The following is a 24,929-nucleotide window of genomic DNA, read 5'->3' as shown; positions in this document are numbered from 1 at the left end:
GTGCTACCGGAACCGGCCGGCCACCGTCTGGAAGGACAGCTTGGGCTCCCAGCGCCCGGTTTCCGCGTAACCGCGCGGCGTGCCGGTGGGGAAGGTCCTGACCAGCGCGAAGCTGGCGATGTCCAGGTCGTGGCGGCGCTCCGGGGAGTACGGCGAGTCGGGAGCGATGAAGTTGTAGACGAACGCGCCGTGCACCCGCTCGGCCGCGTACAGGTCCAGCAGGTCCCCGATCTCGCCGGCCTGTTCCCGCTCGTTGCGCACATAGCCGTCCTTGACCAGCGGAGGTTCCCGCTCCCAGTCCACCACGTTGAAGCCGGCCCCGCCGTGCTCCCGGGCCCCCGTGAAGGTGCAGCAGCCGAACTCGGTGATGACGACGGGCTTGCCGTGCCGTTTCAGGGCGCGCAGCCTCTTGGTGTAGGTGGCCTTGTTGTCCGCGCTCCGGTACAGGTTGACCCCGACGACGTCGAAGCCGTGCCAGGCGACCTCCTCCCACTCCCCGGAGCTGTACGTGACCTGTCCGGCGAACAGCGCCCGTACGGTCTTCAGCGCCCGGTCCAGAAAGGCGCTCAGCCTCTTCTGATAGCCCGCCGACTCCGGGCGCGCCAGCGCCTGACCGCGCTCGTCGTAGTCCTTCCCCGGCAGCAGGCCGGACATGAAGATGGTCAGTTCGGTGCCGACCGATACGCCCACGCCGGGATGTCGCTTGCGCAGCCGCTCGGCGGCGCGCGCCACCGAGGCGAGGAACGCGAGGGTCTGCTCCGCGTCCTTGTCGAACCGCCGTGGCTCGAACCAGACGAACAGGCCGTGCTCGGCCGCGATCGACGCGGCCTCCGTCAGCCGGTCGAGGTCGTGACCCAGCAAGAGGACCGCATTGCCGTGCAACTGCTCCCTGATGGCGGCGATTTCCCGGCGCACGTACTCCGTCCGCCAGACCTCGCGGTCCGTATCGAAGTTGACGCCCCTGTAGGTGAGTGAGGCCGGGGTTCGCGGCGACGCCGCCGCGTCGGTCGGCGTCGTACGGGGACGCGCCGTGCCCGCGGCGCAGGCGGTGGACAGGGCCGCGGTGGCGGCGAGCAGGGTCCGGCGGGCGAGGGGTGCTGAGGTCATGCCGCCACTCTCTCGGGAGTGGTGCCGGTGGCACGTCGGCCGAAGGGCTCGGACCCTTCGACCAAAGTCGCTGCCGCGCCTGACTTTCGACGTGACGAGTCACCTTTCGCCCGCGACGACACGGAAGAGCGCGCTACCTACTCTCCAGGCTCGTGAGGGTCGAGTGGAGCCAGGTGAGTTCCGCCCGGGAGGTGGCACGGGCGATGGCGAGGATGCCATGGCGGAACGGATCGTCCAGGTCCTCGGCGTGCAAGGGGCGCTCGCCGTCGTAGAAGAAGCTGGCGGGCTCTTCCAGGAAGGCGAGGCGGCGGCGCAGGACGGTGGCCTGGGCGGCGGGGTCGTCGAGGTGGCGCAGGAAGGCCAGGAGCGTGAACCAGCGGTTCTCGTCGGTCACGTCGGGGCCTTCGGCGTCGGCGAGGCGGCGCCGGAGTTCGTCCCGGCCCGCGGGGGTGAGGGTGAGGACCTGGCGGGGAGCTGCGGCAGGGCCGGGCTGGGACTCGCGGACCAGCAGGCCGGCCTTCTCCAGGCGTTTGATCGCCGGGTACAGCGTGGACTCGCCGACCGGGCGTACGTGGCCGGTGAGGGCGGTGATGCGTTTGCGCAGCTCGTAGCCGTGCAGCGGTGTCTCGTAGAGGAAACCGAGGATCGACAGTTCCAGCATGCCCGCATTCTCTCTCATGAATGACGGTGTCGTAGTACTACGATAGCGTAGTACTGTGATGCCGATGTATTCGAGAGGGGAGCGGACAGTGCGCGAGGCGCGATTCGACGAGCGGGGCAGTGTCATCCGGTGGACCGAGGCGGTCGGGGCGGGCCCCGCGGTGGTGTTCGTGCACGGCTTGGGGTCCGCGGCGACCGTCTACCACGCGCACATCGGGGCCCGGCCCGAGCTCTCCGGCCGAAGGGTTCTCTTCGTCGACCTGCCAGGACACGGCATCAGCGATCGGCCCGCCGACTTCGGCTACTCGCTGGAGGAGCACGCGGACGCCCTGGCCGCCGCGCTCGACGCGGCCCAGGTGCGTGAGGGGGTGATCGCCGGGCACAGCATGGGCGGCGCCGTCGCGATCGTCCTCGCCCACCGCAGGCCCGACCTGGTGGGGCGGCTCGTCATCACCGAGGGGAACCTGGATCCGTTTCCGGCGCCCACGGCGGGCAGCAGCGGCATCGCGTCGTACACGGAGGAGGAGTTCGTACGAGGCGGGGGCTTCGCCCGTGTCCTGGAGCGAGTCGGCCCCACCTGGGCGGCCACGATGCGCCTGGCCGACCCGCTCGCCCTGCACCGGTCCTCCGTCCATCTGGTGCGGGGCACCGAACCGGTGATGCGCGAGATGTTCCTCCACTCGCGTGTGCCGCGCGTCTACCTGCAGGGTGAGCTGAGTGGCGAGCTGCGGGGCGCGGAGGAGCTCCGGGAAGCCGGCGTGGACGTCGTGACCGTCCCCGGCGCCGGTCACAACATCATGTTCGACAACCCCGACGCCTTCGCGCACGCGGTGGCCGGCTAGCGAGTGTGGCGGGGCGGCGGCGAACCGTCCGACGTCCGCCCCGCACGCCGAACGGCTCGCCGGTCCAGGTGACGGCACCTGGACCGGCGAGCCGTTCGGCTACGCCGTCTCCCGGGGCGCTACGCGCCCTGCCGGGTGCGGACGCCCTCGGTGATGCGCTTGCCCACGGTCGCGTCGATGTTCGTCCAGTACGTGAAGGCGCGCTCCAGGACCGGTTCGGTCACGCCGTCGAGGAGGTGGCCGACCACGTTGTCCACCAGACGGTCGCGGGCGGCGTCGTCCAGCACGTCGCGCACGAGCGTGCCGGCCTGCCCCCAGTCGTCGTCCTCCGGGTGCGAGACGTAGGCCGCCCGGGTGATCTCCCCGTCGGCCGCCCAGCCGGGCGGGGTTCCGTACCGCTCGGTGTCGGCCGCCGGTCCGCCCTTGGAGTTCGGCGCGTAGACCGGGTCGGAGGTCTTGCGGTACGCCATCGCGCCGTCCTTCGAGTACGTGTGGACGTCGACGACGGGCGCGTTCACCGGAAGCTGCTGGTAGTTGGCGCCGATGCGCGCCCGGTGGGCGTCCGCGTAGGAGAAGAGTCTGCCCAGCAGCATCCGGTCCGGGCTCGGCCCGATGCCGGGGACGAAGTTGTTCGGCTGGAAGGCCGCCTGCTCGATCTCGGCGTGGTTGTCGGTCGGGTTGCGGTCCAATGTCATCCGGCCGACCGGAATGAGCGGGTAGTCGGCGTGCGGCCAGACCTTGGTGAGGTCGAACGGGTTGAACCGGTAGCCGGCCGCGTCCGCGTACGGCATGACCTGCACGTGCAGCGTCCACGACGGGAAGTCCCCGTCCCGGATGTGCTCGAACAGGTCCCGCATGTGGAAGTCGGCGTCGGCCCCCGCCAGCCGGTCCGCCTCGTCCTGGGGGAGGAACTCGATGCCCTGGTCGGTCTTGAAGTGGTACTTCACCCAGAACCGTTCCCCGGACGCGTTGATCCACATGTACGTGTGGGAGGTGTAGCCGTTCATGTGGCGCCAGGTCCGGGGGATGCCACGGTCTCCCATCAGCCAGGTGACCTGGTGCGCGGACTCCGGGGAGAGCGTCCAGAAGTCCCACTGCATGTCGTGATCGCGCAGGTTGCTGTCCGCCCGGCGCTTCTGGGACCGGATGAAGTGCTGGAACTTCATCGGATCCTTCACGAAGAAGACCGGCGTGTTGTTGCCGACCATGTCGTAGTTGCCCTCGGACGTGTAGAACTTCAGCGCGAAGCCGCGCGGGTCCCGCCAGGTGTCCGGGCTGCCGCGCTCGCCGGCCACCGTGGAGAAACGGGCGACCAGGTCGGTGCGGGCGCCGGGCTGGAAGAGGGCCGCCCGGGTGTAGCGGCTGACGTCGTGGGTGACCTCGAAGCGGCCGAAGGCGCCGCTGCCCTTGGCGTGCGGCTGGCGCTCCGGGATCCGTTCCCGGTTGAACTGCGCCATCTGTTCGATCAGGTAGGCGTCCTGGAGGAGGATCGGCCCGCCCGGCCCCACGGTCAGGGCATGCTCGTCGCTCTCCACCGGGGCCCCGGAGTCGGTCGTCGTTCCCGGTCGGCTCTCGGACATAGGTCTGCCTTTCGTCGTCGCGCAGACCCACCCTCTGCCGATTCGCCTCAGGCTGCCACCGGAGGCATCACCCCTTCCCGGCCCCTCACGTGGGCGCGCCCCTGCGGGACCCGAGAAGCGCCGCGGGCGCCCACCGGGAATCCGGTGGGCGCCTGCGGTGGCTCAGGACCAGGACCACGCCACCAGCGATCGTTCCGCCGCCGCCAGGTGGACGGCCGAGGCGAGCCAGGCCCGCGCGTAGCCGTCGGCCGAGGCGTCGGTGAGGCGGCCGAAGGCGTCGCGGGGGCGGCGGCCGGCCTCCGCGGTGAGGGCCTGGGCGAGGTGCGCCGCTCCGCCGAGTCCCGCTCGGGTCAGCCGGGTGACGAGCGAGGCCGAGTCCGTGCCGCGGCCCGCCTCCGCCACGGCACGGCGACCACCCGCGACGCCCGATTCCAGCAGGCGCCGCACGCGCCACAGGGGCGCGTCCGCCAGCGGATCCGGACCTGTGGCCACCGGCTCGGAGGCCGGAGACCCCGCCGTCCCCCCGGGGAAGTGCTCACCCTGGAGCCGGTCGTAGCCGAGATCGGCACGTCCCTTCCACCCGTCCGGCAGCCGCAGGGTGGCCGACGCCCCCGGCACCGGCCCGACCGCCAGCGGCCGAAGCGTCGCCGCCCGGTCCAGGTCGGGACGGCCGAGCACACGCAGCGCGAGCCCGGGGTACCGGGCGATCCGGCGCAGGTTTGCGGCGTGCGGCAGCTCCGGATGGAGGTGTGCGGGACGGAGCCGCAGCAGCGGACCCTCCCCGGAGACGCGGACGACGACACTGTCGCCGGCAGCCCCGAGCACCTCGACGTCGCAGCCCAGCAGGTGCGTAGCCGTCCCGCCGGGCTCGCCCGCCCCGGGTGCGCCGGCGGCCAGGGCGGCGGCCATCGCCTCCCGCACCGGCCGGGCGAAGAGCGCGGCGGCGGGCTCCTCGGACCAGTCCACTCCGCGCAGCGGCGTCGCACTGACGCCCCGCCCTGCGCCGAGCCGCCCGTCCGCCGAGACGGTCGCGCCGACGATCCGCAGACCGCCGCGCGCCAGCCCGGCATGGTCGAGGACGGCGCCGCCCAGCGCCACGGACGCGGACCCCGCGCCCTTCACACGGGCGAGGCCGCCGGGGCGTACGTCGGACACCGTGTACCCGGCACTGTCCGAACCGATCAGATGTGTGGTCACTCCGGCGTACCCGGTCGCGGACAGCACGGGCTCCCGGCACAGGCCGTACACCCGCAGACTGCCGCCCTGTTCGTAGACCCGCCGCGCGGACCCCGCCACACCCGCGTCGGCCGACCCGGAGCTCAGCGACGCGGCGCCGGCCAGCAGCTCTCGGAAGGCCTCCGCCAGGTCGCCCAGGCGCTGTCCCTGGCTCTGCTCCCGTGCGGCTCTCAAGCCCCGTACGACACGCAGCGCGGCGGCCTCGGCCCGCGGAAGCCCGGCTAGCCGCGCGGTGTGGGCGGCGCGGAGCAGCTCGGCCTGCACCACCGCGCCACTCGCCGTGACACCGGCCGACAGGGCCTCGGCGGCGGCGGCCCAGAGCGCCTCGGCGGCGCGCACCTGCGCTGTCGTGAGGGCGGGCGGAGCGGCTGACTCGGCTCCGGCCTGGTCCCGAGCCGTGCCGGTCGTACGGCGCGGGTCGCCCGCAGATGCCTCGACGGGCTGTCCGGAACCGGTGCTCGCCGGACCGCCGGCGGGCGAGTCCTCACCGCGGCCCGCTCCCGCGTCGGAGCCCGCGCCCGAGCCGGCGGCCTCGTCCGCGAGCATGTCGTGAGCTCCGCACGCGTCAACCTCCGCGTCCACGAGAGGTGCCGCGCCCAGGACCGCGGCCCTGTGCAGGCAGCGAGGAGCCAACAGACAGGTGCACGCGGCCTGATCCGCGTGCGTGACCGCGCCGGACGGGCCCGGGCGCAGGGTGACCGTGGCGTCCTCGCCGAAGGGGACCTCGACCGACCCGTCCGCCGCGGCGGCGGCCCGGTCGGCACAGCCCGCGATCGCCGCGTCGAGCTTCTTGCGCAGCCGCGCGCTGAGCTGCTCCACGGCGTCGGCAAGGACGTCGGGGGTGACGGGAGGAAGGAGTCCGGTGCTCAACGAGGTTCTCCACGGAGGCGGTCGCCCACCCAGCGGGCGAGGGCGAGCGGGCTGAGGGCGGCCACCGGCATGCCGGCCGCGACGAGTTGGCGCGCCACCGGAACCGAGTAGCGCGGAGCGCCGGTGTCGTCGAGCGCCGCGCAGCCCAGCAGATGGGCACCCGAGGACGCCAGGGCACGCACCTCGCCCAGCATCCCGGCGAGCGGTGCGCCCTCCTCGAAGTCGCTGACCACGACGACCAGCGTCCGGCTGGGTACGGTGATCAGCGAACGCGCGTGCGCGAGACCGGCCGCGATGTGCGTACCGCCGCCGACCCGGACCTCCAGCAGCAGCGACAGCGGATCCTCGACCCGGTCGGTCAGGTCGATCACCTGGGTGGAGAAGGCCAGGAAGTGCGTGGACAGGGTCGGAACCCCGCCCAGGACCGCGGCCGTCAGCGCCGACCAGATCACCGAGGCCTCCATGGAACCGGAGACGTCGACGACGAGGACGAGCCGCCAGTCCGCCTCCTTGCTCGCCCGGGTGCTGAACACCGGGCGCTCCGGCACGACGACGACCCGGCCGTCCCCCGCGCGCCGGGTGTGCGCGAGGTTGGCCCGGAGGGTACGGGCGAGGTCGAGGCGCCCGCCGGGGCGCCGCGTGGGACGCGGCGTCGACAGACCCGAGAGCGCCGGGCGCAGGCGGGTGGCCAGCTCCCGGGCGAGCTCGTCGACGAGCCGCTTCACCAGCGGACGCAGCCGGGCCAGTTGGGCCTCGGGCATGCCACCGGCCAGCGACAGCACCGAACTGAGCAGCTCCACCGACGGGCGTACCGCCGCCGGATCGAGCTGCCCGAGCACGTCGACGCGACCCGCGTCGGCGGCCTCCGCGAGGACCTCCTCGCGCACGTCGGTGCCGAAGAGGGCCTCCAGCTCCTGCGCCCACTCCCGGGCGGTGGGGAAGGACGGGTCCTGACCACCTCCCTGACCGGGCGCGCCGCCGTCCAGGTCCTGCGCACCCTCGCCGCGCCCGCGGCCGTAGAGCTCGTCCAGGGCATGGGCGTAGCGGCGCGCGTCGCCCGTGAGCCGTTCCTTGTGACGGCCGAGCAGCAGTCGCCAGCGATCGGTACGCCCCAGCCGCCGGTCGGCGTCGCTCGCGGGGGCGGTTCCGGCCGCGGGCGCGGGCGCGTCGGCGGTCGCATCGCTCGCGGATCCGGAGGCGAGGTCATCGTCTGCGGATCCGGTGGCAGGGAGTTCGTCCGCCGATCCGGAGGCGAGGTCTTCGGGGGCGTTCCCGGGTCGGGGAACGGACGCCTCGTCCGTGCCCGACAGGCCCAGGGTCTTCAACGCGGCCGATCCGGCCGCGTCGGCCGCCGCCCACAGGGCGAGCAGCTCGGAAGGGGCGTCGAGCGACAGGTCGAGCCGGTCCCCGAGCCGCTCCGTCACGGTCGCGAGCAGACGGTCCCGAGCGGCGGGAGTCAGCGCGTCGAAACCGCCGCGCAGAGCCGGGAGCCGGTCGAGGAACTCCTGGTCGGCCAGGGAGTCCACCCGGTCCATGAGCGGGGCGAGCGCGTCCGGTGACGCCTGGAGGAGGGGGCCGGCGGCCGTGAGCAGCCCGACGAGACGCTTCGACAGCGCGCGGCGCGCCTCGGGAGTCGTGGCCCCGTCGATCCAGCCGGCCGTGCGGTCGCCGAGCCCGGCCGCGTCGTCCAGGTCGAGCAGCACACGTACGGCCAGGGCGGCGCCCTGGATGAGCGGGGAGCCCTCGGCGGCCAGCTCGGAGAGGGCCCGGTCCAGCCGGAGGCCCAGGTGACGGGCGGCCGTTCGGTCCGCCAGTGCCACCAGCGCCCCGGCGTCGGCGGCGCTGTCGCTCCCGGCGAGACCGGGCAGGGACCGGACGGCGGCTTCCAGAAGCTCCTCCGTGAGCGCGCCGGCTGCCGTGCGGGCGTCCTGCGTCGTGCCGGGGTAGTGGCCACGGCGCAGTCCCTCCAACAGGTCCAGAGCCTGGAGGAGTTCGGGCAGGTCGGCGCTGTCGGGCAGTACGGCGGAGGCCTCGTGCAGGCGCGCGTCGACCAGCTCGGGCAGGTCGCAGCGCGCGGCGTCGACCAGCCCGGTCAGGATCTGGTCCGGTGTGGGGCCGCCCTCGGCGGCCTCGCGGCGCGCGGTCGCGGCGAGCGTGCCGGCGGCGGCCTGGGCCGCGGTGACCCCGCGCACGCCCGCGAGGTCGAGGCGCGCGGGCACGGACGGCGTCCACGCCAGACGCCACTTGGTGCCGAGCGCGGTGCCGTCGCCGGTGCTCGCCACGGAGAGGGGCTCGCCGTACGAGGCGCCGATGACCAGCAGGCGCCGGAGCAGCACCTCGCGGCGGCCGTCCAGGGGTGAACGGAGTGGGTCGAGACGCAGGTCGCGGCGGTCGGGGTCGTCCGGGCGGGGCAGCCGCAGCTCCGCGAGCTCGGCCTCGACCGAGGGGCCGAGACCGGACCGGGGCGCGTGCGGGCTGATCCGTCCGCGCGCGGTACCGATGAACACGGCCTCCAGCGCACGGGCCAGGGCCCGGCCCCGGCCGAGGGGCTCGCCCTGGCCGAGCACGGTGGTGACGGCCTCCAGCAGTTCGCCGCGCCCGGGGGCGGGCAGTCCGCGCAGAGCGGCCAGGTCGCAGGCCAGGCGCAGTGTCTCGGCGGCTTCGCCGGTGCCCGCGGTGTGCCCCGCACGACGCATCTCCCGGCACAGACCCGTCACCGCGTCGGCAGCCGCCTCCCGGATCCGTTCCGGGTCGCCGGCCGCCGCGAGCACGGCCTGCTGCCACAACGGGTCGCGGATTCCGGCGGGGTAGCCGGACCGGGAGTCGAGCAGGTCGAAGGAGTACGGGACGAGCGAGGTCACCGCCGAGCCCTCGCGGGCCGTACCGGCGGGAGTCGGCGCACTGGTGCTCGTGCTGGTGCCGGTCCCCGTGCTGGTGCCGGTCACCGAGCCGGTCTCGGGCCCTGCGGCTTCGTCGCGCGCCTCGGAAGACGCGCCCGAGGCCGCCCCGAAGGCGGCGCCCGATCCGGCATCCACCCCCGTTCCGGCATCCGCCTCCGCTCCGGCCTCCACCTCCACGGACGCGAGGAGCGCGGGCGCGTGGAAGGCGCCGATCACGGCTGCCACCCGGCGCCCGCCCGCCGAGGCGGAGGCGATCACCTGCCGCATGCGTTCCTCCCGCACCAGATCACTGGCGGGTACGGCTCCGTCGGCGCGCAGGGCCCAGCCCACGCCCAGCGCCGCTCGGCGCAGGGCCTCCGGGGCGCACCCCGGAGCCAGAACCTCCACCGCTCGGTCCCACAGGTCCTCGCCGTCCCGGCCGGTCCCCGCGGCGGCGAGCGCCACGGCGTACGAGCGGCGCCCCCGCGCCGTACCGTCGTCGGGACCGGAGGGGAGAGATTCCCCGGCACTCACCGGTGCGTCGGCGTCAGGGTGTACGGCAGCGTCCCCGTCCGACTCACGCGCTGTCCCGACGAGCCCCGCCGACCAGCCGGGGTCGCCGAGGGGAAGGTCGCAGCACACGACCTCCACCCCACGGGCCCTGGCCCAGCGGACCGCTGCGAGCTCCGGCGAGAAGTCCGCGAACGGGTAGAAGGACAGCCGTCCGTCCTCGCCCGCCCCGGCCAGGGCGACCGGGGCGACGGTCTCGGGGTCGGCCAGGTGCTCCAGCCAGGGCTGGAAGTCGGCCGGAAGCTCGACGCAGACCACCTCGGCCCGCGCCTCCTCCAGCAGGGCGGGCACCACCGCGGCGAGAGCCGGGCTGTGGTGGCGTACTCCCAGCAGGTACGGCGCGCGCGACGCGGCCAGCGCGTCCACGGCGGCTCGCGGATCGGCGGTCGTCAACGCAGGCTCCCGCGCAGGTCCCAGAGCCGGCGCCACATCGCGGAACCGGTCTCGGCGCGGCGGCGCACCGGGCCGTCCCAGTAGCCCAGCAGTCGCGCGTGGTCGGCCGGATCGTCCTTGCGGACCACGCCCAGCAGATGGCCCGGCAGCAGGTCCAGCACGTCCCCGCCGGGCAGGTAGGCGGCGGCGACGCCCAGCGAGGCCGCCACCTGTACGGCCTCGGCGGTGGACATGACCGTGCCCGGGCGCTCCACGTCCCAGCCCTCGGTGGAGCGGCCGGAGCGCAGGTCGCGGAAGACGGTGACGAGGGCGTCCAGGACGGCGTCGTCGACGGCGAACGCCGCACCCGCCCGCTGCACGGCGGCGACGGCCTGGCGTCGGATCAGGACGGCCTCGGCGTCGGCGTCGGCGATCGGGTCCACGGTCTCGAAGTTGAAGCGGCGCTTCAGCGCGGCGGACATCTCGGAGACGCCGCGGTCGCGCAGGTTGGCGGTGGCGATGACGGTGAAGCCCGGGGCGGCGCGGACCACCGCGTCCTCGGTGGCGGTCAGCTCGGGGACGCTGATCCTCCGGTCCGACAGGAGGGAGACGAGGGCGTCCTGCACCTCGGGCAGACAGCGGGTGATCTCCTCGACCCGCACCACGCGCCCGGCCCGCATGGCGGCGAGCACGGGGGAGTCCACCAGGGCCTGCGGGGTGGGACCCTGGGCGAGCAGCAGCGCGTAGTTCCAGCCGTAGCGGAACGCGTCCTCGGTGGTGCCCGCCGTCCCCTGCACGGTCAGGGCGCTGGTCCCGCTGACGGCGGCCGCGAGCAGCTCCGACAGCATCGACTTGGCCGTACCGGGTTCACCGGTGAGCAGCAGCCCGCGCTCTCCGGCGAGGGTGACCACGCAGCGTTCGACCAGCGCGCGTTCGCCGACGAACTTCGGGGGGATCACCAGCTTGGACGGCAGTTCCGCGTGACGCTCGGGCAGGGCCAGCTCCGCGCCGTCGCTGCCGCAGACGAACGTGACGACCGCGCGCGGGGTGAGTACCCAGCCGGGCGGCCGCGGGCCGGGGTCCTGGGCGGCGAGGAACGCGAGCTCGATCGCGTGGCGTTCCTCGGCAGGCTGGCCCTGGCGGGCGGGGGCGGTCTGTTCGGTGACAGCCATTCGGGTTTCCTTCGTCGTGGTTCGGCATGCGTGTGTACGGGCGGGGCGGGGCGGCGCGGCGCACCCGGGGTGGGCGCGCCGCGCCGTGCTGACGACGGGGCGGCCGGTCAGCGGCGGCTCAGGTGCCGGTCGAGCGAGCCTCGATGGAGGTGCCGCCGCGGCCGTTGCTCACCGGCGGCACCTCATCGGGCGGCTCAGCGGCGGCGCCTCACCGGCGTCGTCTCGTACGCCGGACCTTCAGCTCCTCGAACCGCGGGACGTCGCCGTCGAGGATCCGCTGCCACGCCCGGGCGAACAGCTCCGCGGCCGGTTCGGTCGGCACCAGGGCTCCGAGGGCCGGCCGGTTGCCCGTGACCACTCCGTACATCGGCAGCTTCCACTGCTCGACGGGCAGGAGCGGCGAGGACTGCTCGGCCCAGGCACCCGGGAGGAACAGGGAGCGTCCCGCCCGGGCCCGTACGGCCGACACCACCAGCTCGGTCTCCGCCAGTTCGGCCCGCGCCGCCTTGAGACGGGCCGGCTTCCACCCCGTCCACCGCGCCGTGGTGCGGTCCGTCGGGTCGGGCATGGCCAGCAGCATCAGGTACAGCGTCGCGGCGTCGGCGCCCAGGCCGTGGGTTCCGGCGACCTCGGTCACCAGCTCGGGTACCGAACGCGACGGATCCTGCGGCCACCACATGCCCTCGTCGTCCGTCTCTCCTGCCACGGGTGCGCCGGGGTCGGCCAGCAGCCGTGCGAACGCCGGGTCGTGCACGCGCCGCAGTGCCGTCTCGACCGCGGTCGGTTGCTGATCCGCGCCGCGCAGCGCCACCAGGTACGGGTCGGATCCGGTGGAGTCCAGCAGGGCGGACCTGACGGCGGGCTGCGGCTGGCCGTCCTGCGTGGCCATGAGCACCGCACCGTACCGCTCGTGGTCCGGGGCCGTCTCCGTCGGAGCGCCGGCCACCTTCCGGAAGTCCGCGAGGCTCGTGTAGTGCCCCACGGAGAGCAGCAGTTCGGGCGCCGCCAGCCGCTGCCGTACCGCGGTCAGGGCACTCGGCAGCGCCGCCCGCACCGGATCGCCGGCGGGCAGCCGGTGGGCCAGCCACGCCGACAGGCTCATCGAGCCGGCCAGCACCGCCGAGGTGAACGGCGCCTCGGCGGGGGCCACCGTCGCCGGACGGTCGCCCTCGATGCGCCAGGCCACGTCGACGCCGAGCTCCGGCGACGACGCCGGGTCCAGCAGGGCCGGAAGCGCCCGGTGGACGGGCCAGCCGCCGCGCGCGCCACGCGCGGCCTCCGCCGCGAGCCAGTCGGGCACCTGCCGGCGCCGTCCCACCTTCGCGTTCCACACGGCCGCCGCGGATGCCACGTCCGGGCCCTCGGTCCACAGCCGTGCCGGATCGTCGGGCAGGAGGGCCGCGAGCACCGCCCGGCGCACCTCGACCGTGAGCGCGCGCAGCTCGTCGCGGGCGTGTCCCGCCTCGGCCACCTTCAGGCCGAGGGTCTTGCGCAGCTCGGTCGGCAGGAAGTTGTTCTCCCAGCTGTCCACGTCGGGCATGCCCGCGAGAACGACCCGCGCCAGTGCCCCGGAGGCACCGGTCAGTCGGCTGAACTCGTCCGCGGCCTCCGGCCGGAAGGGTGCCTCCGCACGGGAGCGCGCCTCCCGCAGGAACAGAGTCAGCCAGTCGGCCGCCCGCACCCGGTCGCCCACCGGTCCGTCACCGCGCACCGTGTAGGGACCGGGCACCTCGAACCGGCCGCTCGGATCGTGCAGGAGCGCGCCGAACTCCCGCCCGTCGTCGACACTCGTGTTGTGCTCGGTGATGCCGAGCGCCGCCCCGCCGCCCAGCGGCAGCACACTGCGGTGCGAGGCGTTCCGCTCCTGTCCGTCCGGCGTGTGCAGATGAGGTGTCGCCAGGTGGACCAGGACCCGGCGCCAGTGACCGGCCGAGGCCGCCGTCGATGCCAGGCCCAGGGCGTCGATCCGGTCGAGGACACCGAACAGGGCCTCCCGGTGCGCCGGGTCGCTGCCGGGCGCGACCGCCCGGTAGGCGATCGCCGCAGGGTCGTCCAGCAGCGACGCGAACGGCAGCCCGGTGTAGGGCAGGGGCGGCAGGTCGAAGTGCAGGCGGCCCGGCAGCGCGACGGCCGCGGTGTCCGCCCGTACGGCCGCCAGCTCCTCCAGGTATCGGTGGGTCACGTCGCTGTCCGCGCCGTAGCGGTAGTAGCCGGCGCCGACGATGCCGTGCAGCGCCTTGCCGATGAGCTGGTCGCTCGGCCCCTGGACGCGAAGCTCCGCCTGCTCGGCGGTCGGGTCGAGCCGCGCCGCCACGGCGTCGAGCGCCCTCTGCTGGTGCACGGCGAAGCGCAGCACCTTCACCACGCCGGCGATCAGTTCGGGCGCCGAGACCTGCGGCAGGGCGGCGCTCACCAGCTCGGGCAGATCCGCCGCCCGCTCCGCCAGCACGGCCGCCTTCAGCAGGACGCCGGCCGACTCCGCGTCGGCTGCCCGCAGCGCCGCCGACCCCTGCGGATCACGCGCGCGCAGCATGTACAGGTACGGCAGCGGCGGAAGGGCCTGCCCCGCGGTCCCGTACAGCTCGTTGCGGTGATCGCACCGGGCCGTGGTCGTCACCACACCCTCCGGGTCGCTCAGCGACAGCTCACGCCACTGCCTGGTCAGTGCCCGCGGCCGGTCGTCCCCGGGGAACACCAGCGCGCCGACCGGCTGGTCCGAGCCCTTCGGGAGACTGACCGTCCGTCCGGTGGTGTCCTCGCCGTGGTGGCCGCCGTCGGGCAGCCGTACGACACGCCAGCCGAGCAGTCCGTCCGCGGACGTCCCCTGCGCCGAACCCTCCACCGCAGGGGCGGGCCGCAGCCAGGACACCCCGGCGGACAACGCCGCCCCGGGGGCGTGGCGGCGCAGCGCGTCCGCGAGGAAGCCGGGCTGCGAGCGCCGACCATAGGCACCCCCTACCGGGTCGTACTCGAGCCAGCCGCCCTCGTCCTCCCCGTCACGGTTCTGCCACACCCAGTACGACGTGCCGTCGGACACCAGGGCGCGCTCCCCGGGCAGCTTGGTGTCGCCGCTGTGCAGGACGCCGCCGCCGGTGGTACGCCCGCCGCCGGGCAGCTGCAGGCTGGGGTGATCCGAACGCATGGTCCAGTGGTCGGCACCGACGATGTCGAAGACGGTGTCGGGCGCGGTGTGCCAGTAGCCCTGCGGCTCGCCGTGCCCGTACGCGCTCCAGAACACCAGCAGCGCGCCGTCCACGTAGTGGAAGCCCATCCGCCGCGCGGAGTTGGGGGGCACCCGGAGATCGTGCACGAGAACGGTGGAGTCGGCGTCGATGACGCGCACCTGCGCCGCGTTGGCCACGATCAGATACGGCCAGGCCTCGGAGACGGTCAGGCCCTCCGTGGTGTGGCGTGCGGGTGCCAGCTCCGTCACCGCCTCCTCCCACGCCGGCCAGCGCAGCTCCTCCCACAGGCCGCCGCGCAGGGTCCGTGCCACGGTCTCGCCGAGATCGGCGCCGGCCGCGGCCGCGACCTCCTGAGGCGCGAGCGCGAGAGCCTCGGAGGGCAGCCACGACAGCCGGTCGATCGCACCCGGCAGCCCGGGGAGCCCGGCCGCCACCGACGCACCGGCCACGTCACGCATCCAGTCGGCGAGCATCGGCCGGCCGCCGGGCGAGGCGGCGAGCCGCCGCATCACGTCCGCGCCGGCCGACGCGCTGTTGTAGCTGTCCGCCCCGCGCCGGAACGCGGGCCGGAAGCGGAGGTCGGCCGCCAGCGCGACCAGGTCCCGCCGCTCCTCGCCGCGCGCCCAGTCCGACAGGTTCAGGGCGTCGCCGCGCCGGTGGCGAGCGGGCTTCTCCTCGGGGTCCGCGACCGCGATCTCCAGCGAGAGCAGGAGGTCCAGCAGGTTCACGTCCTCGACACCGATCCGCAGGAACCGCCCGCCCTCGGGCCGCTCCGCCAGATCGGCGCGCAGCCGGCCGGCCGCCCGCTCCACGAGCTCCAGCAGGGCGGACGGCGTGGGGCGCGGACCCCAACCGCGGTGCCGGGCGGCGTGGAAGCGCTCCAGCCAGCCCGCGGCCCCGTCGGAGCACCGTTCCTCGTGCGGGAGGCCCGAGTCCGTCAGACCGGCGTCCGCCCCCGACTCGGCCAGGAGCCCGAGCCACAGCTCGGTCATGTCCCCGTTGTCCCCGGGCGGGGTCATCGACAGCAGCGTGCCCCGTACGGACGCGACGCGCCGCGCCAGCGCGACCAGCGCGCCGCGATGCGACTTCCACCACCCGGTGGCGGCCCGCAGGGTCGCCGGCAGCGGCAGGAGTTCGGCGAGGTAGTCCTGCTCCGCCTCGTTGCCGGACAGGTCCGCGGCGCGGGCGAGCCGCCTCAGTTCCACCGCGGCCTGGGCGGAAGGCGCCAGGCCCCCGGCGGTCCGGCGCACACACAGCCGCCGGAACCGCTCGTACGCCTCCACGGGCGCGAGCCGGGCCGACAGCTCCTTGCCGTACCCGGTCAGCACCTTCACCGGCAGCGCGCCGGCCAGGGCGAACTCCAGGAACACGGCGTCGAGACGGTCCTCGTCTACCGTGAGTCCGTGCTGCGCCTCGCTCGTGCGGGCGCGGCCGAACAGCTGGCCGGCGTACGTGGTGTTCTCGACGGCGAGGAAGACCCGCGCGGCCTGCTCGTAGAAGACGGGCAGGAAGTGCGGGACGGCCGAGGCGAGCCGCCCGGCCAGCTCGTGGCAGGCGTCCAGGGCGGCCTTGGGCTTGGTCTTGGCCTGACGGGCCAGCCGGTCCAGCTCGGGCACGACGGCCAGGGCGTGGTGCCCGTCCTCCGGGTGGTGCACCAGCACCCACTCGGGGAAGCCGAGCTCCTGCCGCCGGCCGAGACCGACCACGGCCGGCTCGCCCTGGGGCTCGAGTCCGAGGAACCCGGCGGCGAGGTCCTCGGCGGCGCCGAGTTCGGCCGCGGCCAGCCGCACGACGACCCGGTCCTCGCCGAACACCGCGTGGCGGTAGGTCCGTGCGGTCAGCTCGACCGCCGAAGGTCCCGCTCCCCGGGCGTCGGCCGGGAGCACCGCCCCTGCCGCGAGCAGCCCCTTGTTGTCGTTCTCGCCCGTGCCGGTCACGCGTCCCCACCCTCTTCGATCGTGCGGCCGGCGTACAGCGCAGCGGCCATGCGCATCCCCTCGGACCAGGCCACCGGCCCGACCTCGCTCAGCCGCACCGCGCGGCCGTCCTCGTCGTGCCAGCTCAGCCCGCCGGTCTCCGACTCCCCGTCCCAGTACGGCTCGCCGATCCACACCGACGCCTCCGTGCTGCGGCCCCCGTCGCGCACCTTGCACGTGGCGTAGCCACCGGACACCCGGTAGCCGAGGCCCGTGGCGCGCGCGGCGAGCCCGAAGCGCGAGGCGAACTTGCCGCCCGCGTAGTCCCGTACCTCCGTCGCCGTCTCCGGACGCTCGCCATCCGGCCCGTGCGACCCGTCCGGCCTGGTCCAGGTGGCCCGGTGGATCTGCTCCACCTTCTGGGTGATGCCGAGGTCGGCCGCGAAGTCGCGTACGTCGTCCAGGTCCGGAAGGAGCACAGGATGGGGAAGCGTCACCGTGCGCGGCGACAGCCGCACGGTCTCGCCGTCGAGATCGACGACCTTGAGCTCCCCGTCGGCCGTGACGTCCCGCAGGAAGCCGACCTCGTCCGGGTCGTCGCCCACGACGGCCATGTCCCGCAGCGCGGCCTGCCATGCCTCGTCCGGCCACACCCGCGCGATCAGCTCGGTCGGAACCGGGAGCGACGACACCATCCAGGCATCCACCTGGGCCACGCACGAGGCCGCGTGCCGGTCCAGCCACTCGGCGAGCTGACGCAGCCGGTCGGCCTCGGCACTGTCGCGCAACGCCTTCGGCAGCGTCTTCAACTGCCGCCCCCCGACGCGCCGTGCGATCACACGCCCGTCTTCGAGGGTGATCTCGTACCCCTCACCCGCTGCCAGCCACGCCATGTGCCGTGCCCCTCCGCCAGTCCGTCAGATGTCAGCGCAGCCGGAACCAGGGGCGGCGAAGCCCCTGAGCTGCGATATGAGGGGAGACTAACGAGGGCCACTGACAACGGCTCCGGTCCACCGAGCCTGGTGCCGGGACCTTGCACCCGCCCTCGTGCGCGGCGGGTTCGACACCCGCGCTCGACCGTCGATCCCACGCGTGCCTGACGTGATGTCAGCATCCCTGGCGGGACATCCGGGTATCGGTCACCGTGGGCCCGATCAGGGGTGCGTAGCGAGCGGGGGAGACGCGAGTGGCTGAATCGAGGCCGCCATGGCCGGTGTTCGCGAGCCTGGGTGTCACGGCTCTGAGTATCGTCGTCGGGATACTGGCGTGGCTGTTTCCGGTGGTCGACGGGGCGAAACCGGCCGAGCGGCGCACCAGCGATCCGGCCGCGGTCGGGACCGGCGGCGGCTCACCGTCCGAGGGCACCACCCCACCTTCCGAACCGAAGGCACCGACGACGCCCCGAGAGAGTGCTTCCCCGTCGGCGACGCCCGTCTCCCCGGCCCTCAGCGGCCGGACCCCCGAAGGCTGGGCAGGGACGTGGCGCGGCTCCACCAGCAATGACGAGGAGCTGATCATCGTGCGTCTGCGGGCGGGGAGAGAAGGCCAGGTGGTCGGCACGATCGACTGGCCCGTGTCGTCGTGCAAGGGGGAACTGACCCTCGTGGCCGTCATGGCCGAGAAACTGATCATTCACGAGGTCATCACCGAGGATCCCCAGCAGACGTGCCGGAGCGAGGCGCAGATCGACTTCAGGCTGAAGGGAGCCACGTTGCTCCTCGGCGGCTCGGAGTGGGGCAAGGAAGCCGTTCTCCGGCGCGTGTGAAACGCCGGACCCGACACCGACCGTGGCGGTCCCGCCGAGGAGACGCCCGAGACCCTCAACCAGTCGTTCGCCGCCCAGTGCATCAGCCTGGGCCGGGGCGACGGCATCTTCCAGTTCGCCAACCGGTCCGACGTGGCCGTGTGGTTCGACATCGACGGTCGCCTGGGCGCGAAGCTCAGGGAGATCGTGTGCGTGGGCGTCGTCAAGCACCTGGCGGACGAGGCGGAGAAGCCCGGCGGGTACCGCCTGCACCGCGTCTCGGGCGGCGCCGCACGACAGCGGCAGCTCCAGGCCAAGCAGACGGAGCGGGCCGAGCAGGTCGAGGTGCCCGGTCAGGCCCGTGAGACCGCGCAGCCCGAGACGCCGGCAGCACAGCGGGCAGCGGCTTGACCGAACGTCCCTCGACACAAAGGACCTTGACCCGGATGCGTACTCGGACAGCCGGAGGACCGGACATGAGCGACCACGCCGACGGCCTCGCCACCGAGGCGTTCATCGCCCCCGCAACCTGCTCTTCACCGTCGCCTACGAGATGCTCGGATCCGCGGCCGACGCCGAGGACGTGCTCCACGAGACCTGGCTGCGATGGGTCAAGGTCGATCTCGACCAGGTGGCCGACCGGCGCGCCTACCTGGTCCGGATCACGACCCGACAGGCACTGAACCGGCTGCGCACCATGCAGCGGCGCAAGGAGGCGTACGTCGGCTCCTGGCTGCCCGAACCGCTGCTCACCGCCCCCGACGTCGCCGAGGACGTGGAGCTCGCCGAGAGCGCGTCGATGGCGATGATGCTCGTCCTGGAGACGCTGTCGCCGACCGAGCGCGCCGTCTTCGTCCTCCGCGAGGCCTTCGACCTCGGCTACGACGAGATCGCCGCGGCCGTCGACAGACGGCCGTGGCCGTCCGCCAGATCGCGCACCGCGCCCGCCGGCACGTGGACACCCGGCGCCCTCGCGAGACGGTCCCCCCGAGCGTGGTCCGGGCAGCACTGGAATCGTTCCGTCACGCGCTCGAGACCGGGAACCCCCAGAGCCTCCTCGACGTGCTGTCTCGGGGTTGCGGACGTAAGAGAGGCCGGCGACAAGCTCTCACATGTCACCTCTCGGACCCCACTCACCCTCCGTTGAGCGGCCCTGAGCCGTTGCCCGAGGTCAGCTGGGCGTGAGCAGGCAGAACTCGTTGCCTTCCGGGTCGGCCAGAATCGTCCAGTGGATCGCGGACTGGTCGATCCCAGGATCGGTGGCGCCCAGGGCACGCAGTCGGGCCTCCTCCGCCGCCAGGTCGTCACCGGGGTAGGGGCGGACGTCGAGGTGGACGCGGTTCCACACCGTCTTGGTGTCGGGGGTGCGGACGAACTCCAGGTAGGGGCCGACGCCCTGGGAGGAGCGCAGGGTCGCGTGGTCGTCGGCGACCTCGTGCAGCGTCCAGTCCATCGCCTCGCCCCAGAACCGGGCCATCTCCCGGGGGTCGGTGCAGTCGACCACCACGGCGGCGATCGGCCCGGTGTCCTGGTAGATCGGCCGGGGCTCCAGGACGCAGAACTCGTTGCCCTCCGGGTCGGCCATGACCGTCCAGGGGACGTCGCCCTGACCCACGTCGGCGAGCGTCGCACCGAGATCCTTCAGGCGCGCGACCAACTCCGCCTGATGGGCGGTCGAGGTGGTGGCCAGATCGAGGTGCACCCGGTTCTTCACCGTCTTGGGTTCCGGGCGGGCGACGATGTCGATGCAGACGGCCACGGGGTCGGGGTAGACGAATCCCACCGGTTCGAGGTTGGTCACGCCGGGCCCCTCGCTGTCGACGCCCCAACCGAGTGCCTCCGCCCAGAACCGGCCGAGCACAGAGTCGTCGTGGGCCTTCATGTTGATCTGCACGAGTCTTGTCGCCATGCCGCAGATCCTAGAGCCTGCCGAGACTCCCACAAGATCGATTATGCCGGGGTCTGCCACGGCCGAAGACGCATCAGGGCGTTGGTGCGTCGGCCGCCTGCGCGGTGACGATGCGGGGGAGGGCCCCCGGGTGCTCTCGTGCCAGCCAGCCGATCAGGTCCTCCCGTACGGCGCAGCGCGTCGTCCACAGGTCGTCGGGGTCCTTGGCGGTCACGAGGGCGCGCACGGTGATGCCGGTCGGTGAGGTCTCGGTGACGGCGAGGTCCCACGCCCGGCCGTCCCAGCCGGGACAGGTGTCGAGGAAGCCTCGCAGGTGGGTGCGCATCAGATCGACGGGGGTGGAGTGGTCGCAGTGGACGGACACCGTTCCGGTCAGCTCGTTCCCGCCCCGCGACCAGTTCTCGAAGGGTCGTGAAGTGAAGTAGGAGACGGGCAGGGTGACGCGGCGTTCGTCCCAGGTCCGGACCGTGAGGAAGGTGAGGGTCACCTCCTCCACGGTGCCCCATTCCCCGTCGACGACGACCGTGTCGCCGATGCGGACCATGTCGCCGAAGGCGATCTGGAAACCGGCGAAAAGGTTCCCGAGCGTCGACTGCGCCGCGACGCCCGCCACGATGCCGATGATCCCGGCGGAGGCGAGCAGAGACGTGCCGAGCCCCCGGAACGTCGGGAACGTGACGAGCGCGAAGGCGGCGGCGACGACCCCCACGGCCACCGACACCACCCGGGTGAGCAGCGTGACCTGTGTACGGACGCGGCGCAGGCGTGCCGCGTCACGCGTACGTCCCGCGTACCGCGCGTACGCGGACTCGGCGACGGCCGAGACGACGCGAACCGTCAGCCAGGCGCCGGCGCCGATCAGGCACAGCAGGAGGATGTGGTCCAGTTCCACGGTGCGGTCCAGGAGCGGAGGCCAGTGCGTCGCGCGGTACGAGGCGCGGAACACGGCGCACACCAGAACGGCGTACAGCGGCGTACGGCAGCGCCTCAGCAACCCCCGGAGAGGGGTGTCGGGGTGACGTGCGTCCGCGTAGCGCGCGAGGAGGTCCGCCGCCCGGCCGACGGCCAGGGGCACCAGCACCGAGCCGCTCAGGACGATCGCCGATCGAACAAGGCTTTCCATGACTCCCCAGTCGACGAAGGGAACGGGGTCGTTCCTCTCGCCTCACCGCGCGTCCGCCGTGCAAACACGCGCCGTGGTGGGAGTGCCGGCGGACCGGGAGCCGGAGCGCGGTCGTCTGCGGGGCGGGGATGAGACGGGCGGATCGGGGTAGCCGAGGCCCTGTCCGATCCGACAAGGGAGGAAACATGGGTCTGGGAGTCTGCGTCATCATGATCGCCGTAGGAGCCATCCTCACCTTCGCGACCGACTGGGAGGTCGACGGGGTCGACCTCGACCTGGTGGGGCTCATCCTCATGGCCGTCGGCATCATCGGCACCGCCGTGTACACGAGCATCCTGCGCCGCCGCCGGACGGTCGTTCCCCCGGTCGCCCCGACGGTCACCGACGACGACCGCCGGGACCTGCTCTGAGACGGTGGCACCGGGCTTGAGAGGGCGGCACCGGTCCGGACGACGAACGGCCCGCGAGGACCGCACGTTCCGGATCGCCGATGCCGCGCGGACCAGGCGCCGGAGGCGTCACCGCTCGATCATCGGCGCTGACGACGGATCAGCAGCTCGGCGCGGAGGAGTACGGCGGTGAGAGCGACCGTGCCGGCGAGCATGACGAGCCAGGCGATGCCTTGCCAGCGCGATTCGGTGCGGAACACGTACGGCGTGAAAACCGCCATCAGGACGGCGAGAGCACTCAGCGCGCCCAGCCAGACGAGTCTCATCACGATCTCCCTCGGGTGGTGTGGTCAGGGACGGGTCCGCCGGGGCCTCACACGGGGCGCGGAGGACAGCCCGATGTTCGCCATGATCACGACGGTGGTGACGAGTGTCAAAGACCGGTGCATCTTCTTGAGAACCGGTCGGCCGAACGGGGTCGTCGGGGTTCGTCACGGCGATGGCGATGGCGACCGTCGCGGAGGCTGTACCCGCCCGGCCGCCGTTCGGACGGCTGCCGTCACCCGGTCCAGGGGGACACCGGTGGCGACGGTCACGCCGAGTGCGGCGAGGGTTCCCTCCGGGCCGCGTACGGGTGCGGCCACCGTCACTTCGCCCAGCCGGAACTCCTCGGCGCAGACCGCGAGCCCGGCCGCGCTGATCCGGGCGAGCTGCCCGGCGAGGACACCGGGGGAGACGACGGTGTGGCGGGTATGCCGGGTCAGCCGCTCCGGCGGGGCGGTGAGCAGCACCTTTCCGTACGCCGTCGCGTGCGGCGGTGGCCGCTCGCCGCTGACCAGGCACAGCACGCCGCCGTCCGGCGGGGCGGCGACTACCGCCAGATCCGCGTGTCCACCGGTGTGGGCGCTGAGCGCGCGCAGGGCGGGGAGGGCGGCGTCGAGAAGCCGGCGTGGACAGGGCGCCGCGGCGCCGAGGACGCGGAGCCGGAGTCCCAGCCGGTATCTGCCGTCCGTACCGCGCTCCAGTCCGCCCCAGGTCACCAGTTCGCGGACCAGACGCAAGGCCGTCGGCGCGGGGAGCCCCGTGCGGGCCGCGATGTCCGTCAGCCGCAGCGCCGCCGGGCCGCCGTCCTCGAAGGCGTCCAGCACCGACAACAGCCGTCCCGCCACACTCTCGCCCAAGGCCCCGCCCCCGTCTCCCGGCCGGCTTCCACTCAGTGGAAGCCCAGGCTTCCCAGCCCTGTCCGGGCCGTACGAGGGTCAACGCATGAACCTCGGTCTCCCTTCCGACACCCTGCTCTCCACCACCCGCGCCGTGCGCCACCGGCTCGACCTGACGCGGCCGGTGCCTCGCGCGCTCCTTGAGGAGTGCGTCGATCTCGCCGTCCAGGCGCCGACCGGTCGCAACCGGCAGCGCTGGCACTTCGTGATCGTCACCGACCCGGCCCGCCGGGCGCTGCTCGCCGATCTGTGGCGGGCGAGCCTGGGCATCGCGGCGGCCCATCAGCCGCTCCCCGAGAGGGACGTGCGGCGGGCCGAGGTGGCGCCGGGGGTGATGGAGCGGGTGTACACGGGTGTCGAGCACCTGTACCGGCATCTGCACGAGGTCCCCGCCTATGTCATCCCCTGCGTCGAGGGACGCACCGAGGGTCTGTCCGTCACCCACCAGGCCGGCACCTGGGGCTCGATCCTGCCGGCCGCGTGGAGCTTCATGCTGGCCGCCCGGGAGCGCGGTCTGGGCACCGTATGGACGACCGGGAACCTGCCACCGGAGCGGGAGTTCGCGCAGGCGCTCGGCATCCCGTACGAGGAGGTCATGCAGGCCGCGTTCATCCCGGTCGCCTACACCCTCGGCACCGACTTCCGCCCCGCCCGCCGGATCCCGCGCGATCAGGTGCTGCACTGGGACCACTGGTGATCGGGCCGGGGCGGTGCCCCGGCCCGTGAAGAGGGCCAGGACCTGCCGAGCAGCGTCCTGGCCCACCCGGCCCTCCTACCGTCCGTTGTCGGTTCGGCCGCCCGGCCTCACTTCAGGTGGCGGGTGAAGAACTGGTCTGCGGCGTCCCCGGCGAACGGTGGGACGCCGGTGTGCCCGCCCATGTTGGCGTGCAAGGTCTTCTCCTCGGAGCCGAAGGCGTCGAACAGGTCCAGGGCCGCCTGCCGGTCGTTTCCTTCGTCGTCCCATTGCAGGAGGACGTGCAGAGGAATGCTGACCTGCCGGGCTTCCTCGACGATGGCGCGGGGCACGAAACTCCCGGCGAACAGAACGGCCGCCGAGACGCGCGGCTCGACGACCGCCAGCCGGACGCCGATGGAGATCACTCCACCCGAGTACCCGACCGGGCCGCCGATCTCGGGCAGCGACAGAAGGGCGTCGAGGGCGGCCTGCCATTCCGGGACCGCCGTGTCGACGAGTGGGAGGACGAGCGCGTCGACGAGCTCGTCACTGACCGGCTCACCGGCCTCCAGGGCCCGTCGCAGTTCGGCGCGGGCCTGCTCGGCGGCCGGCCGACGGGGCCGGTCGCCGCTTCCGGGGAGCTCGATGGTGGCCGCGGCGAAGCCCTCCGCCGCACAGTGCCGGGCCCGGTCCACCAGTCGCGGGTACATCGTGCGCAACCCGAGGGGAGGGTGGCCGAGCAGGATCAGCGGCACCGGTGCGGATGCGGATGCGGGCGTCCACAGGATGCCGGGGATCTCACCGAGGGTGAACGCGCGCTCGAGGACGCCGTCGTCGAGGTGCTGTTCAGAAGCGAATTGCACGATTGTGCCTTTCGGGAGTGCTCAGATACGGCGCTCCCGGACGACGACCTATCGCCCGACCGTGACCCCGGAGGAGAGCACCCATGTCAGTTCGTTCACGGGTACCACCTCCTCGTTCTCTCGCACGGCCTTCGAAAACGTAGCAGTGGCCCGCCGGGGCCCGCAAACAGGTTTCGACGCGGGCGCCGCGGCTTCCGTCGCTCTGCAGGAACGTCATGACGCGGCCGCCGCTGTCAGTGAGCCGGCCCGTGGCGCCGACTGCCCTGGACAAGCCACGTACTGGCTGCGTGGAACGCCCCCGGAACGGTTCACGAGAGTGAGGCGGCGTCCCTGCCGCGACCACCAGCCGAGGGCGGCGAGGAGGCTCGCGTCGCAGAGGGTGACCCGCGCGGTGTCCACGACGAGCCCGGTGTAGCCGTCGGCCGCCGCCGAGGCCAACAGCGCACGCAGCGGGGCGACGCTGTGGCCGTCGATCTCACCGACGAGGCACACGACCAGAGTGATGCCGAGCGTGGTGACGGAGTCGATGACTATGACACCGGGCGCGTTGTCCGCGCCCGAGTCGTGCACGACGGGAGCGACAGGGACAGCGAGAGCGGCGGGCAGTATCGGGGCT

The 24,929-nt window shown here is 73.5% G+C and carries 19 protein-coding genes and 1 pseudogene; 6 read left to right on the top strand and 14 right to left on the bottom strand.

Annotation, left to right across the window (positions count from 1 at the left end):
* Positions 1 to 3 precede the first annotated feature (3 nt).
* Together IE237_RS06900 and IE237_RS06895 are read right to left on the bottom strand one after the other, a co-directional pair.
* Positions 4 to 1,107: a glycoside hydrolase family 113 protein gene (locus tag IE237_RS06900; protein ID WP_189800910.1), complete on the bottom strand. Its 1,104-nt coding sequence runs from the start codon at positions 1,105 to 1,107 to the stop codon at positions 4 to 6.
* Between the two features lie 133 nt (positions 1,108 to 1,240).
* Positions 1,241 to 1,768, bottom strand: a complete 528-nt coding sequence (locus IE237_RS06895) for a PadR family transcriptional regulator (protein ID WP_189800909.1) — start codon at positions 1,766 to 1,768, stop codon at positions 1,241 to 1,243.
* Positions 1,769 to 1,856: 88 nt separating this feature from the next.
* Between IE237_RS06895 and IE237_RS06890 the strand changes: the two genes are divergently transcribed.
* On the top strand, positions 1,857 to 2,609 hold the full coding sequence (locus IE237_RS06890; protein WP_189800908.1) for an alpha/beta fold hydrolase: 753 nt from the start codon (positions 1,857 to 1,859) through the stop codon (positions 2,607 to 2,609).
* Positions 2,610 to 2,728: 119 nt separating this feature from the next.
* Here the strand turns inward: IE237_RS06890 and IE237_RS06885 are convergent, their stop codons facing one another.
* The 6 genes from IE237_RS06885 to IE237_RS06860 form a co-directional block, all read right to left on the bottom strand.
* A complete protein-coding gene (locus IE237_RS06885; RefSeq protein WP_189800907.1) occupies positions 2,729 to 4,189 on the bottom strand; it encodes a catalase in 1,461 nt (486 codons plus the stop codon).
* A gap of 162 nt (positions 4,190 to 4,351) precedes the next feature.
* The gene (locus IE237_RS06880) at positions 4,352 to 6,295 is read right to left on the bottom strand and encodes an SWIM zinc finger family protein (protein ID WP_189800906.1); all 1,944 of its coding nucleotides are present in this window, start codon (positions 6,293 to 6,295) and stop codon (positions 4,352 to 4,354) included.
* Entirely contained in the window at positions 6,292 to 10,137 is a 3,846-nt protein-coding gene (locus IE237_RS06875) for a DUF5682 family protein (protein WP_189800905.1), read from the bottom strand. The genes IE237_RS06880 and IE237_RS06875 overlap by 4 nt, the downstream gene beginning before the upstream one ends.
* Positions 10,134 to 11,288, bottom strand: coding sequence for an ATP-binding protein (locus IE237_RS06870; protein ID WP_189800904.1), 1,155 nt, complete (start codon positions 11,286 to 11,288; stop codon positions 10,134 to 10,136). The genes IE237_RS06875 and IE237_RS06870 overlap by 4 nt, the downstream gene beginning before the upstream one ends.
* Before the next feature lie 208 nt (positions 11,289 to 11,496).
* Positions 11,497 to 16,410 (bottom strand): DNA-binding protein, encoded by a 4,914-nt coding sequence (locus IE237_RS06865; protein ID WP_189800903.1) that lies wholly within the window; start codon positions 16,408 to 16,410, stop codon positions 11,497 to 11,499.
* The gene (locus tag IE237_RS06860) at positions 16,407 to 17,282 is read right to left on the bottom strand and encodes a DUF4132 domain-containing protein (RefSeq protein ID WP_189800902.1); all 876 of its coding nucleotides are present in this window, start codon (positions 17,280 to 17,282) and stop codon (positions 16,407 to 16,409) included. Before IE237_RS06860 ends, IE237_RS06865 begins: the two co-directional genes overlap by 4 nt.
* Positions 17,283 to 17,575: 293 nt before the next feature.
* Between IE237_RS06860 and IE237_RS06855 the strand changes: the two genes are divergently transcribed.
* From IE237_RS06855 to IE237_RS06845, 3 genes and pseudogenes are all read left to right on the top strand, one after another.
* Entirely contained in the window at positions 17,576 to 18,154 is a 579-nt protein-coding gene (locus tag IE237_RS06855; RefSeq protein ID WP_189800901.1) for a hypothetical protein, read from the top strand.
* A 132-nt stretch (positions 18,155 to 18,286) separates the two neighbouring features.
* A complete protein-coding gene (locus tag IE237_RS06850) occupies positions 18,287 to 18,544 on the top strand; it encodes a hypothetical protein (RefSeq protein WP_308433044.1) in 258 nt (85 codons plus the stop codon).
* A gap of 65 nt (positions 18,545 to 18,609) precedes the next feature.
* Positions 18,610 to 19,204: pseudogene (locus IE237_RS06845) on the top strand (sigma-70 family RNA polymerase sigma factor); the annotation flags it as partial.
* Positions 19,205 to 19,304: 100 nt separating this feature from the next.
* Here IE237_RS06845 and IE237_RS06840 read toward each other — a convergent pair.
* Together IE237_RS06840 and IE237_RS06835 are read right to left on the bottom strand one after the other, a co-directional pair.
* Positions 19,305 to 20,042, bottom strand: coding sequence for a VOC family protein (locus IE237_RS06840; RefSeq protein ID WP_189800900.1), 738 nt, complete (start codon positions 20,040 to 20,042; stop codon positions 19,305 to 19,307).
* Positions 20,043 to 20,115: 73 nt separating this feature from the next.
* Positions 20,116 to 21,165 carry a mechanosensitive ion channel family protein gene (locus IE237_RS06835; protein ID WP_189800899.1) on the bottom strand — a complete coding sequence of 350 codons (1,050 nt, stop codon included), beginning with the start codon at positions 21,163 to 21,165 and terminating at the stop codon, positions 20,116 to 20,118.
* A gap of 185 nt (positions 21,166 to 21,350) precedes the next feature.
* On the opposite strand from IE237_RS06835, the gene IE237_RS06830 reads away from it, so the two are divergent.
* Positions 21,351 to 21,575, top strand: coding sequence for a DUF6458 family protein (locus tag IE237_RS06830; RefSeq protein ID WP_189800898.1), 225 nt, complete (start codon positions 21,351 to 21,353; stop codon positions 21,573 to 21,575).
* Positions 21,576 to 21,694: 119 nt separating this feature from the next.
* Here IE237_RS06830 and IE237_RS06825 read toward each other — a convergent pair whose 3' ends face one another.
* Positions 21,695 to 21,880, bottom strand: a complete 186-nt coding sequence (locus tag IE237_RS06825) for a hypothetical protein (protein WP_189800897.1) — start codon at positions 21,878 to 21,880, stop codon at positions 21,695 to 21,697.
* A gap of 165 nt (positions 21,881 to 22,045) precedes the next feature.
* Positions 22,046 to 22,735, bottom strand: a complete 690-nt coding sequence (locus tag IE237_RS06820; protein WP_189800896.1) for an IclR family transcriptional regulator — start codon at positions 22,733 to 22,735, stop codon at positions 22,046 to 22,048.
* A gap of 85 nt (positions 22,736 to 22,820) precedes the next feature.
* Between IE237_RS06820 and IE237_RS06815 the strand changes: the two genes are divergently transcribed.
* Entirely contained in the window at positions 22,821 to 23,471 is a 651-nt protein-coding gene (locus tag IE237_RS06815) for a nitroreductase family protein (protein WP_189800895.1), read from the top strand.
* A gap of 107 nt (positions 23,472 to 23,578) precedes the next feature.
* Here IE237_RS06815 and IE237_RS06810 read toward each other — a convergent pair whose 3' ends face one another.
* Positions 23,579 to 24,313: a dienelactone hydrolase family protein gene (locus IE237_RS06810; RefSeq protein WP_189800894.1), complete on the bottom strand. Its 735-nt coding sequence runs from the start codon at positions 24,311 to 24,313 to the stop codon at positions 23,579 to 23,581.
* A gap of 213 nt (positions 24,314 to 24,526) precedes the next feature.
* A complete protein-coding gene (locus tag IE237_RS06805) occupies positions 24,527 to 24,883 on the bottom strand; it encodes an STAS domain-containing protein (RefSeq protein ID WP_189800893.1) in 357 nt (118 codons plus the stop codon).
* Positions 24,884 to 24,929: the final 46 nt, after the last annotated feature.

Source organism: Streptomyces tanashiensis, assembly GCF_014648895.1.
Classification (GTDB): Bacteria; Actinomycetota; Actinomycetes; order Streptomycetales; family Streptomycetaceae; genus Streptomyces; species Streptomyces tanashiensis.
This window is presented reverse-complemented; position numbering and strand designations above follow the sequence as displayed.